7 protein-coding genes are annotated in these 12753 nt (G+C 45.6%); 6 read left to right on the top strand and 1 reads right to left on the bottom strand.

The window, feature by feature from the left end:
* Positions 1–99 precede the first annotated feature (99 nt).
* Positions 100–5421, top strand: a complete 5322-nt coding sequence (locus tag JMX92_RS01025) for a translocation/assembly module TamB domain-containing protein (RefSeq protein WP_201543386.1) — start codon at positions 100–102, stop codon at positions 5419–5421.
* Between the two features lie 128 nt (positions 5422–5549).
* Here JMX92_RS01025 and hemP read toward each other — a convergent pair whose 3' ends face one another.
* The gene (gene hemP / locus JMX92_RS01020; protein ID WP_011960827.1) at positions 5550–5714 is read right to left on the bottom strand and encodes a hemin uptake protein HemP; all 165 of its coding nucleotides are present in this window, start codon (positions 5712–5714) and stop codon (positions 5550–5552) included.
* A gap of 217 nt (positions 5715–5931) precedes the next feature.
* Here hemP and JMX92_RS01015 point away from each other — a divergent pair, with 217 nt between their 5' ends.
* The 5 genes from JMX92_RS01015 (at position 5932) to proB (ending at position 12676) form a co-directional block, all read left to right on the top strand.
* The gene (locus JMX92_RS01015; RefSeq protein ID WP_201543382.1) at positions 5932–7065 is read left to right on the top strand and encodes an NUDIX domain-containing protein; all 1134 of its coding nucleotides are present in this window, start codon (positions 5932–5934) and stop codon (positions 7063–7065) included.
* 286 nt (positions 7066–7351) lie between these two features.
* Complete coding sequence (locus JMX92_RS01010; protein WP_227675227.1) at positions 7352–7978, top strand: lipocalin family protein; 627 nt, start codon at positions 7352–7354, stop codon at positions 7976–7978.
* Positions 7979–8335: 357 nt separating this feature from the next.
* A complete protein-coding gene (locus JMX92_RS01005; protein WP_011960824.1) occupies positions 8336–9778 on the top strand; it encodes a glyceraldehyde-3-phosphate dehydrogenase in 1443 nt (480 codons plus the stop codon).
* Between the two features lie 322 nt (positions 9779–10100).
* The gene (gene obgE / locus JMX92_RS01000) at positions 10101–11309 is read left to right on the top strand and encodes a GTPase ObgE (RefSeq protein WP_011960823.1); all 1209 of its coding nucleotides are present in this window, start codon (positions 10101–10103) and stop codon (positions 11307–11309) included.
* 149 nt (positions 11310–11458) lie between these two features.
* Positions 11459–12676: a glutamate 5-kinase gene (gene proB / locus JMX92_RS00995; protein WP_011960822.1), complete on the top strand. Its 1218-nt coding sequence runs from the start codon at positions 11459–11461 to the stop codon at positions 12674–12676.
* The last annotated feature ends 77 nt before the right edge of the window (positions 12677–12753 follow it).

Here is a 12753-nt window from a genome sequence, read left to right as displayed (position 1 = left end):
TTAACCGTAAATGGCACAAGCGTGATGGCTGTCAAAGGCGATTATTCGCCGCCTTGGGGCACCAAAGCTTGTGTTATTTCTAACAAAATTACTTAACTCATGACCACTTCGCAAACCCCGCCACCTAATCAAGAGCAAGATCCTGCCCAGCGTGATGCTGCGCGGCTCAAATACCACTATCCGCTGTCTTTTTTATTAAAGCTATTGGCGCTGTTGTTGGTGCTGTTCTTAATGATGTGCATCATTTTGTATGTCATGGCGGGTACTGAGCGAGGCACTAAGTTTATATTAGAGAAGATTGTCTCAGAAACTGGCGTAAAGCTGCAGTATGCTGAGGGCAACTTGCGCGATGGCATGTTGGTCAAAGACATCAGCATGAAAGCGTCTGAAGATGTTGATGTTCACTTCGTAAATACCTATGTCAAAATTGGCTGGCGCGCCATGTTTGCCAGAGAAGTGCACCTGCGTGATGCCGATATCGAATCTATTGTGATAGAAAACCGCAAGCCGGCCACCGGTGAGCCTTTTGACTATAGAACCTTTGAGCTGCCTGTCGACTTACGCTTTGATAAAGCGCACATCAAGAGCATCATTTACAATCAAGCTGGCAAAGATCCTATTCAAGTGACTGATATTAGTGCCTCCGACTTAAAGTGGGTAGACACGCATCTTGCCGTGGACAAAGCCGCTTTGCAGTACAGTGATGTGGTGCACATTGCCAATTTAAATGGCTTTGTGGATCTAACGGGCAACTATCCGCTAGATCTGTCCGCTCAAGTGACGGTGAATAGTTTACAAAAAATTTATGTGGATCCGATTTATGTTGATGCCACAGGCAGCTTAAAGCGTACTTATGGCACCTTACGCAGTAAATATAATGACAGCAATGTCAAAGGTAACTTTACGGTTCAAGGTTTAGATGACAATGCCCCCTTCGATGCTAAGCTGACTTGGGATGAGATTACCTTGCCTTATGCTGAAGGCCAAAATATTAAATTACAGGCAGGTTTGGCCATCGCTTCAGGGGTGTTATCAGATATTGAGCTGCGTATTAACAGCCAATTGTCAGCTAAGGACATCCCAAGTGGTCGCTATCAAGCGCGTGCCAATATCATAGACACCAAACAGATGCATGTCCATCAGCTTACCGCTAAGACGCCAGAAGGTGACTTATTGGCCAAAGGCGTGCTTGACTGGGAAGACAGTTTCACCACCCAAGCTTTAATTTACAGTAGTAATTATAAAGTACGTGCTTTATTACCCAAAGCGGCAGCACCTTACGCACCTGAGCGCTTAGATGGCCGATTGGCTGTGGTATATAATCTAAAAAATAAAGACGGCTTAATGCAAATTAATGCCAGCCTGCGTCAACGTGACGGCGAGATTATAAAAGCCAAAGTCGTACAAGGCGCCACACCTAAGAACCCAAGATTCGCTGCGCCTTGGTATGTGGATGCCAATTGGCAACATTTACGCCGCCGTAATGTGCCTCAAGTGGGCGATATTGACAGTCCTATTGGTAAGGCCAATGTGCAGCTGCGTGATGAGCATCTGTGGGTTGATGCCGATGCCCAGATTAATAAATTAAATGCCGCACCTGCGGGCGATTACAAAGTCAAGCTCGATAAACTGGGCGATCGCATTAATATCAATGCCTTTGATTATGATGGGGTGATGGGTGATTTGGTGGGTAATGGCAGTATTGTACTGGCCAACCAAAACAATCCGTTAACCTGGGCGATTAATGCCAAAACCCAGCAGCTTAAACCGAAAGTGTTTAATGACAGCTTACCGGTCAGCAATCTTGTGGGTAGCATCAATGCGTCAGGAAAAATGATCGACATACGTCGCCGTGTCAATGGCAAGCTGGTGACCGGTCAGCGCCATGTCTTTACTATCAATTCTAGTGACTTAGACTCACTATTAACCGCACAAGTTACCCGCACTGATCCTGCAACTCAAAAAACCATTACTGAAAATCGCCATGTGGCCATCCAAGGCAAGGGCGATGGGTCAGTAGAGCTGATTGCAGGCGATTTGCAGCAGTTTGATGCGCGCTTTAACGGCCAACTCACCACCCAAGGGCTGCCTCAAGGCAACCTTATCGTTGATGCCAATGGCACACCCACTAATATCAATATTAAATCTTTTAGTCACAAGGGTGAGGCGGGCAGCATCAGTGCTGCCGGAAATGTCAACTTAGCAGATGGTATTAAGTGGGATGTAAAAGCCAACACTCAGAACTTTAATTTTGGCTCATTCACACCACAAACCGAGGGCGTCGTCTCAGGCAGTCTGGTCACCTCCGGTCAGTGGCGAGATAACAACACTAAATTCGGGGATTTACGCGCGTTAGATGTCAAGTTTGATGGCTCTATTGATACGCCGCAATTGCCCAAAGGTCGGCTTAAGCTGGATGCTTTTGGTAATGCTAAGGCCATTACCATCAGAAACCTAAGCCATGTGGGTGAAGCAGGCAGTATCAATGCGACAGGTAATGTAGGCCTAAGCGATGGCATTAAATGGGATATCAAAGCGCATACCGAGAACTTCAATGTTGGCTTTTTTGCGCCGCAAACCGAAGGGATTGTCTCAGGCGATTTGGTCACCTCCGGTCAATGGCGTGATAACCAGACTAAGCTTGGCGACCTGCGTGCTTTTGATGTTAAATTCGGTGGCTTTATCGATACGCCGCAGTTGCCCAAAGGGCGCTTACAGCTTGATGCCAATGGTAATGCTCAGGTCATTAATATTAAAAACCTAAGCCATGTGGGCGAAGCAGGTAGCTTGATTGCTAAAGGTAGCGTGGATGTCAAAAATGGTGTCGCTTGGAATATCAATGCGGCAATGGAGGACTTCAATTTAGGCTACTTTGTTAAAGATGTGCCCAGCAATATTACCGGACGCATCTCTAGCACTGGGCTTTGGAAAGATACCGTACAGCGTATCAATATCAGCCAGATGGCGCTACGTGGCCAAATTAATGGTGAACCGTTATTGGCGCAAGGCAGCTTAAATAGCACCTTGCATTTGCCCAAAGATATGGCTCAATATTTGCAAGTGCTCAAAGCTGCCGATAGCAATACCCAGCTCCAAAAAGTCAAAAGTGTGATTGAGACGCTCAACGCTGATAATCTCATGGTGCAGTGGGGGGATAACCAAGTTGTTGCTAATGGCGATGCACAAAACTTAGATGCCAAAGTCAATATTCGCAACTTAAGTCAAATCAGCAGAGACTTCGCCGGTAGTGTGATTGGTGGATTAACCCTTGTGCAGTCTGCAGGTCAGGCACTGCCCACCATTTATGTGGATTTGAGTGGGGAGAAGCTGGCTTTACCGGGGATATTGTTACAAAAAGGCGTTATTAAAGGCAAGATTGTCGATTTCGCTAAGAGTCCCAGTAATCTGGTGATCCTTGCCGATGGTCTTCAAGCCTCCGGCAGTCAGTTTGAAAATATCTATGCGGTATTTAATGGTACCGAGCTTGATCATACCTTGACGCTTAAAGCACAGACCAGTCGTGCCAATAATGAGGTAAGCATTGCTGCCACAATAAAAGGTGCCTTTGATCGTAAAAATATGGGCTGGCGCGGTGTGGTCGGTAACGGTGAGGTTTCAACCGAATACGTGACCTTGGCACAAAGCCAGCCGGCACAGCTGATTGCCTCATTTGGCGGTAGTACTCCTAAGATACAACTGGCAGCGCACTGCTGGGCTGCTACCGATGAGTCAGGTAAGGTGTGTCTGCGGGAGAATTTGGTGGCCTCTAGTGAACAAGGTCAGGTCAATTTAGCCATACAGCAAATTGACACCACTTTATTTGCGCCTTTTTTACCCAAAGATTTAAGTTGGAACGCCGCTTTAAATGGTAAAGCAGTGATGGAATGGGGCAAAGGCGTTAAGCCCACCATCAATGCCACATTGTACTCAGACAATGGCAACATAGGCATGATACAAGATGGCTATAGCGACCCCATTACCTTGCCTTATAAGCGCATATCGTTAATTGTTCGCTCCTTTGAGGAGGGCTTAAAGGTACGTACCGATATCGATAGTGGTAATGGTGCTAAAGGTTATGCGGACGTGGTGGTAGACCCGTATAAAGAGGGCAAGCCATTATCGGGTGCCTTGGTATTAAACGAGTTTAATTTAGCGATTTTAAAACCTTTCTTTCCAGGCATGCGTAAGCTTGGCGGCAATATAACGCTGGCAGGTGGTTTGGGTGGTACTTTATCTAGCCCAGTCTTTTATGGTGACGTCAACTTAAAAGATGCCACGGTTGCCATGCTTGATTTGCCGGTGAACCTCACCAATATTAATGCCAAAGCAAAAATACGCGGCCAAAGCGCCACTTTAAATGGCACCTTTATGAGTGGTGAAGGTCAGGGCGACTTAAGCGGTACCATAGATTGGCAGCAAGAGTTACAAGCTAAAATTCGAGTTACCGGTGAGCGGTTGGTGCTTACTCAGCCGCCGTTATTATTCGCTGAGGTTAATCCTGACTTTAATATCATCATTAAGCCGCAGCAGCAATACGTTAATATTGTGGGTGCAGTCTCAGTACCCACAGCCACCATCAGACCGCCTGAGGCCAACCAAGAAGTGGTGACCAAATCAGAAGATGTGGTGGTGTTAGATCGTCAGCTTATCGGCAATATCGATGAGGTACTGGCCATCTCTAAGCCGTGGTCTATTAATGCTGATATAGGGGTAGACTTAGGCAGCAATGTTAACTTCCGCGGCTTTGGCGCCGTTCTACCGCTGGCAGGCGCAGTACATATCACCCAGCAAGGTCAAGGGGTGATGAATGCGCTGGGTGTGGTGCAGGTGAGTCGCCGTAGTACCATTGATGCCTTCGGTCAAAATCTCGAGCTTAACTATGCCCAAATACGCTTTAATGGCGATGTGACCAATCCACGCTTGAGCATCGAGGCGGCCAAAGATATCGAGAGCAGCACTGTGGGTGTGCGTGTCAAGGGACGTGTCTCTGATCCAAACATTGTGGTATTTAACGATGCCGGCTTAACGCAGCAGCAAGCAATGAATGCACTGGTGACTGGCCGTATTTCAAACTCAGGCGCCACTCAGATTAGTGAAGAGGGCTTTAAGTCGGAGGTAACCAATAACTTAGCCGCCGCCGGGTTAAGCTTAGGCTTAAGCGGTACCCGTAGCCTGACCAATACCATAGGCGATGCCTTTGGCTTTGAGCGCTTGACCATCGATGCTTCAGGCACCGATAGCGACACCAACGTTAACGTAACCGGCTATATTACCCCAGACTTATATATCCGATATGGGGTAGGCGTATTTAATGCACAAAGCAGCTTGTCGCTGCGTTATCAGTTGACGCGGCGTATTTATGTAGAGGCGACCTCCGCATTAGAAAATGCAGTGGATGTGGTGTATAGCTTTAGGTTTTAAATAAATCACAGACAAAAAAAGAAGGGACAATTGATTTGTCCCTTCTTTTTTCTCACCTGTCTTGTGCCAATATTAGACGATACTCTCATTATGAGCTAAGCCCCTATGCAGGGGCTTAATGGAATAAATTATTTGGTTAAAATCAAGCGATTATTGCGGGTAAGTCGTAAACGGTATTCTTCACCCTCATGTTGAATTCGCACCTCTTTGGTGAGTGCAAATAGATGCTCTGATTGCAGCATAGGCAGCTGGTTGTCACGAAGGCGTAGTGCACGAGAGATAATAGTAGCCATGGGGTCATCCTTTATATTATGGTTAACAAAAATTGCATTTTAAATAACACTTAACAAAATGATACCTAAATTAAGTTTTGAGGTACGGTGTAAAATCATCATCAAAAAAAATAGATCAAACGTCTATTTGATAATGATTATCATTAACTTCATTATTATTTATTATAAACGTCATTGCAAGCACTTTTTTATTTAAAATTATTGAGTGACAAGTAATGTGTCAACAGCATCCGGAGAGCGCATGAAGTATATCGATGTGGCCGTGGCCGTCATCCATTATCAAGACAAGTATTTGCTGGGCTATCGCGGCAGCCATCAGCACCAAGGGGATCGCTATGAATTTGTGGGGGGTAAAATAGAAGCCAGTGAACAACCTAAGCAAGCACTGATACGTGAGGTGTATGAAGAGATTGGTCTTGATATTACAAGCGATGGCTGTATCAATCCGCTTGGGGTACTGCGTCATGAGTATCTGGATATATCAGATACTGATCGTTCAAAAACGGTATGCCTGCATGTGTTTCGAGTACAGCTTAGCCCTGATCAATTCGCTGTCTTTAGGGACAAAACACAAGGCTGTGAGGGACAGCGCTTGCACTGGGTCAGTAAACAACGTCTACTGGACAATCAGTATGTGTTACCTGAAGCCAATCAAAGTATCTTGCAGTGGTTACGCCTAGATGATGTGATCTGTATTACCAATCAGTTATCCTTTAATGACACCCAAGGGTTAGATGCAGTCACCGAACAAAGCCTAGTACAGTGGCTTGAGTATCACCATCAAAGCCTACCGCAGTCAGCGACGGTCTATGTGCGTTTGGCGTCCAGCAGCTTAAAGCAGCAGGCACGTGTTTTACTTAAGCTGTGTGCTAGGCGTACAGACTTAAACGTAATCATCCAGCAGCCTTTAGCAGATTATCTATCACAGACCAATAAGCTGCCTGTGCAAGTTATCGCCCAGCACCTAACACAAGCCATGCTAGAGCACCAACTACAGCAACTACAGCACGGCAAAAACACCTCGATATCACAGCTAAGCTTACCCATCACCGTAAGCTGTCACAGTCAGTATCAGATACAGGCAGTCAATACACTGGCGCAATATCAGCTCAATCATAAGCTGGCGCCTGTGATAGGTGCGTATTTATCTCCTGTTCAGCCCACACAGACCCACCCAGAGCAACCCTGTTTGGGCTGGGAGCAGTTTGCAATATTGGCTGAGCACTGTGAAGTACCTGTGATTGCTCTAGGCGGACTGGCGCCCCAAGATTTGGCGACAGTAAGGCGCAATAATGGAGATAAAGTAGCAGGAATACGCCAATTTTTAACGCAAGAACACCAAAAGATTTAAAACAGTATAGGCAGTTTACAAACCGTAGCGTATTACTACATTTTGGGGATAGTAAAGCGCAAGGGGCAACCCTAGAATGTTGTTATGGCAAAGAGCGGCACTGTAGATAAATATGAATAAATCAGCCAAGTAAAAGACAAGTTAAACGTAAAAACAGTGGATGGCTTGCCAAAATAATAGAAGATTATTATGACATTTTTAAGTCAAAAACCCTCATTTTTCAAATTAATAGATAACAGATACCCTTATGAATAAATATCATCATGACGTCTCAGAAAGAGCCTTTATGAAGGCGTTACTCAAGCATACAGGTATAGCTTTGGCATTGTTGGTTCCCTTAGCGGCCTATTCTACGTTTTCACATGCCGAAACAGGCAATATGGTCACGCCAGCGACGGCCGCGACCACCCCGCACTCTGTGCCCAGTGTCGATTTAAATAAATACGCAGGTCAGTGGTATGAGATTGCACGCCTGCCTATGTATTTTCAGCGTAACTGTGCCTCAGATGTGACCGCCACTTATAATCTTAATCAAACAGACGCTGGCAAGATTGAGTCTGTGGATGTGATTAATCAGTGTAAAAAAGCAGATGGCTCAATGATGAGCGCTACGGGTATTGCTAAGCCAGCCAATGAATCGGGTAGTCAGCTCAAGGTGACTTTTTTACCCAGCTGGCTTAGATGGCTGCCGGTGGGTAAAGCGGATTATTGGGTATTAGCACTTGATGAAGATTATAAGAGTGCGTTAGTGGGCACGCCAGATAATAAGTATCTGTGGATCTTGTCACGTACACCCACCTTATCGCAAAGCACTTATGATAAGTATGTAAATACGGCAAAAATCCAAGGTTATGATGTTAGTAAACTTGAAATTACCTCACACAGTGGAGCGGCGCAAACGGTAACGCAGTAGTCCTCTTTTTGGCCATTGCTGCTGTCAGTGATGGCCTTGTGCTAAGCTATTGGCTACTCCTCATGTTGTCATCAACACCCTGCTTGTGGCTAAAAGCCCCTGCAAATCTTACTAAGCCGGTATGAATTGACGGTATCTGACTGGCTAAAATCGGCAAGATGATTTAAAATTACCCAGAATAATAAAGCTGCTGCTCATTTTAAGGATATTTGTCGTTAAGACTCAGACAAAGCCATCAAAATCTTATATTTGGTTACTAAGCTCTGAGGCTAAGTCGTAACTTAAAATGGCGAGCAGCGCAGATCGATAAGTACCCATTTTCACTTCATTTACCCCTTCACTTCATTTACCCAAAGGATGACTATTGTGAGTAATGCTAATACGCGCCGTGAGTTACACCAAGTTCATTTAGCCACCTACCAACAACAACAAACTCAAGCTTATGAGCTGGCCCAACAATTACATAACCTTTATATTAATAAAGATGTAAAAGTTAATTTATTTGGTGAAACACTTAACGGTTTATCAACAGCGGACTTATTAACTAAAGTTCAACAGACCGCTACCCGCAATGACGGTACTGCGCTTAGTATTGATGACATCGTTACTACTGTAAAAGAAGTGGCAGACAGTCAAGACATTACGACGGCAGTAGTTGATGCTGGTCAATTGGTAAAAAATAAAGTCAGTGTGGCCGATGCCTTTGCAAAAGCGGACAAATCGACCCCTGCTGCCAGTGAAGCTACTGACGTTGTGTTATATGGCTTTGGCCGTATTGGTCGTATCCTAACTCGCTTATTGCTTGAAGAGGCCGCAACTGATAAAGGCTTACAGCTAAAAGCTTTCGTTGTACGTCCTGGTAAAGAGGGTGACTTAGCGAAGCGTGCCTCATTACTTGAGCGCGACTCAGTACACGGCACTTTCGCAGGCTCAGTGGTAGTAGATGAAGCCAACCAAGGCCTTATCGTTAATGGCCGTTTTGTACAGGTTATCTATGCCAATGATCCAAGCGAAATTGATTACACCAGCTATGGTATCAACGACGCTATCGTAATTGACAACACCGGTATCTGGAAAGATGAAGCAGGTCTTGGTAAGCATCTTCAGGCCAAAGGCGTGAAAAAAGTATTGCTAACGGCCCCTTCAAAAGGCGATATCAAAAACGTCGTCTATGGTGTCAACAACAACACGATTGGCGATGACACTATCGTCAGTGCCGCCAGTTGTACCACCAACGCGATTACCCCATCACTAAAAGTACTTAACGATGAGTATGGTATCGTAAATGGTCACGTAGAAACTATCCACGCCTTTACTAACGATCAAAACCTAATTGATAACTACCACAAAGCCGATCGCCGTGGCCGCAGTGCGGTATTAAACATGGTTATCACCAGTACAGGTGCGGCCAAGGCAGTAGGTAAAGCACTACCTGAGTTAAACGGTAAGCTGACAGGTAATGCTATCCGTGTGCCAACGCCAAACGTAAGTATGGCTATTTTAAACCTAAACTTAGAAAAAGCACCAGAGAGCGCTGAAGCATTAAATGCTTTCTTCAAGCAAGTTTCTCAAAGCGATGCTTGGCAGTCTCAAATTGCTTATACCGACTCAACTGAAGCCGTGTCTTCAGATTTTGTGGGCACCAAGCAGGTGGGTATTGTTGATGCGCAAGCCACTATCGTGACCGACAACCATGCCACAGTATATATCTGGTATGACAACGAAGTAGGCTACAGCACTCAAGTATTAAGAGTAGCCGCACAGATGGCAGGCGTGCATTACACCAACATCAGCGCTTAATGGCCTAGTATCTGTTAAGTTTGTTGTAAAGCATTGGATGTATAAAAGTCAACTAAACTAGTGACTGGCACGATTTGCAACGGTACCCGATAATCGTTAAGGTTATCGGGTATCTTTTTTATTATTCGTTTTGATTGATAATGCTGTAGAATACGGCGTTATGATTTTCAACTTTATTTTTTAGAAAACCGTTCTATAAGATATTATTATTCTGCTAAGCAGGCCATTGACATATTTTGACGCGACGTCAAACTAAGTTAAGCGGCCTGTTGTTAGTCCATTAAGATACACCAATTTAAGAGAAGTTAAGGGAGCAAGACCAATGCGATTTATTGATGAAGCAATTGTTACTGTCAAAGCAGGGGATGGTGGTAACGGCATTGTGAGCTTTCGCCGGGAGAAATATGTACCCCGCGGCGGGCCAGATGGCGGTGACGGTGGTAAAGGCGGCGACGTATTTGTTGTGGCCGATGACAACACCAATACCTTAGTAGATTATCGTTACACCCGCCGCTATGATGCAGGCCGTGGTGAAAATGGTCACAGCAAAAACTGCTCTGGTAAGGGGGCGGATAATATCTATCTGCGGGTGCCTATTGGTACTACCATTGTGAATAATGAGACCGGTGAGGTGATCGGTGACTTAACAGAAATCGGTCAAGAGCTGCTAATTGCTAAAGGCGGTGATGGCGGTCTGGGTAACACCCATTTTAAAAGCTCAACCAACCAAGCACCTCGTAAGGCCACCTCTGGCTTCGAGGGTGAGCTAAAAGAGCTAAAGTTTGAGCTAAAAGTTGTGGCAGATGTCGGCCTAATCGGCCTACCCAACGCTGGTAAATCTACTTTTATCCGTCAAGTCTCCTCAGCCAAGCCAAAAGTAGCCGATTATCCCTTTACCACCTTAGTACCGAACTTAGGGGTGGTGGATGTGGGTGTGCACCGCTCATTTGTGATGGCGGACATTCCAGGTCTTATTGAGGGTGCCTCAGAAGGGGCCGGCTTAGGAATTCGCTTCTTAAAGCATGTGGCACGTACCCGCCGCTTACTGCACATTTTAGATATCAAGCCCATTGATGGTAGTGACCCGGTTGAGAATGGTAGAGTTATTCTTAATGAGCTTGAGCGCTTCTCACCTGAGCTTGCTAACTTACCGCAAATCTTGATTTTAAATAAGATCGATCAGGTGCCGGACGCAGATGAGTTAAATGAGCTGTGTCTGCATATTGTCGCTGAACTTGGCTGGACAGGCGCGGTATTTAGAACCTCTACCTTAACCGGTGCAGGCGTCGATGATGTCAAATATCACTTAATGAATGAAATTGAGCGTGAGCAAGAGCGTGAAGAAGAAGATCCGATGTTTGCTCAAGCCCAAAAAGAGAGATTTGAGCGTCTAGAAGCGGAAGTTCGCCTCAACACAGAAGAACAAAAAGAGGCTTATCGAGCTGCGCGTCGTGCAGCGCGTGAAGCGGCCTTTAATAATGAGCTAGATGACGATGATGACGATGGCGTGGAAGTGGTATACGCGCCTTAATAAATCCTTTAGTGGTGAGCTAAGCTTGCGCCTATAAAGCCTTGCTTAGTATCGCCAACACCAAGGATATCGTATCGACCATCAATCAATGATAGATCACTGTGTTAACCAGCATATAACTATTCTATTCATCAATTTTGGGAAGAATTATGAGTGCTAAGAAGAAACCGAAAAATTTACACACCGTAAAGCCAAGTATCCCTAAGCCCACCGCTTTAGATGACGACCGGTTTGCTACAGAAGATCGATCATTTGATTTGCAGCGGATTATTGTAAAAATTGGCTCTTCACTGCTTACCAATAATGGTAAAGGACTTGACCGCACCGCCATTTATGAGTGGGCCAGTCAAATTGCCAAGCTACACAATCAAGGCAAAGAGGTAATTTTGGTTTCCTCGGGTGCTGTGGCAGAAGGTTTGGTAAGAATGGGTCTTGATGAGCGTCCCAAAAAGCTTGAGGCGCTACAAGCATGTGCTGCTATTGGTCAAATGGGGCTGATTGAAACTTGGTCTTCAGCCTTGATTCAAAGTGGGGTGCGTAGTGCTCAAATTCTATTGACCCATGATGATTTATCCAACCGGCAGCGTTATCTAAATACCGCCAATACTTTAGATAAGCTGCTGTCTTGGCGAGTGATCCCTGTTATTAACGAAAATGACACCATTACTGTCGATGAAATTAAGTTTGGTGATAATGATACCCTAGGCGCTATGGCAGCGGCTATGGTCAGCGCCGATTTGTACATCATCTTAACCGATCAAGATGGGGTGTTTACCGATAATCCACGCGAAAATCCCGATGCCAAAATGATTCGTCAAGAGCGAGCAATGGCAGATTACTTGTTTGACATTGCAGGAGAGGGCGGCAAACTCGGTAGTGGTGGTATGCTCACCAAAATTCGGGCGGGTCGATTGGCTGCGATGGGCGGTTGCCCGACTGTGATTGCCAATGGCAGTATCGATAAAGTCATTACCCGAGTGGTTGAGGGTGAGTCGGTGGGCACTTTATTAAAAACCAATCAGGCTGATAAGATTATTGCCCGTAAGCAGTGGCTTGCTGCGCATTTGCGTATGGCAGGCACGTTGTATATCGATGCCGGTGCGGTACATGCCATTACCGTACAAGGCAAGAGCTTATTGCCTGTAGGCGTGGTAGATATCCAAGGCGACTTTGATGAAGGCGACGTGGTGGCTGTGGTGGATGAGACGACCAAAGAGCGTATTGCCGTGGGTCAAGTCAATTTCTCCTCAGAGGATGCGCAGCGTGTGGCGCGTAATAGAACCCATAACTTTGATAAAATATTAGGGGGTTCAGAGGAGCGCGTGGTTATGATTCATCGCGATGACATGGCCATATTAAATAAATAGTGGCCAATGAGCTAAAACACATGGCGTAATAAATAAAAGCGCCTAAAAGGTGCCGAGGGTGGCATAACCTGCTACCA

The organism is Psychrobacter sp. H7-1 (assembly GCF_904846585.1).
Classification (GTDB): domain Bacteria; phylum Pseudomonadota; class Gammaproteobacteria; order Pseudomonadales; family Moraxellaceae; genus Psychrobacter; species Psychrobacter raelei.
The sequence above is the reverse complement of the archived record's forward strand: the minus strand, read 5'-3'. Positions and strand labels throughout refer to the sequence as shown.

Bases quoted from the DNA above. Each gene is read 5' to 3' on its own strand.
- JMX92_RS01025 (WP_201543386.1), top strand. From the start codon at position 100: ATGACCACTTCGCAAACCCCGCCACCTAATCAAGAGCAAGATCCTGCC.
- hemP (WP_011960827.1), bottom strand. From the start codon at position 5,714: ATGGCTACTATTATCTCTCGTGCACTACGCCTTCGTGACAACCAGCTG.
- JMX92_RS01010 (WP_227675227.1), top strand. From the start codon at position 7,352: ATGAAGGCGTTACTCAAGCATACAGGTATAGCTTTGGCATTGTTGGTT.
- JMX92_RS01005 (WP_011960824.1), top strand. From the start codon at position 8,336: ATGACTATTGTGAGTAATGCTAATACGCGCCGTGAGTTACACCAAGTT.
- obgE (WP_011960823.1), top strand. From the start codon at position 10,101: ATGCGATTTATTGATGAAGCAATTGTTACTGTCAAAGCAGGGGATGGT.
- proB (WP_011960822.1), top strand. From the start codon at position 11,459: ATGAGTGCTAAGAAGAAACCGAAAAATTTACACACCGTAAAGCCAAGT.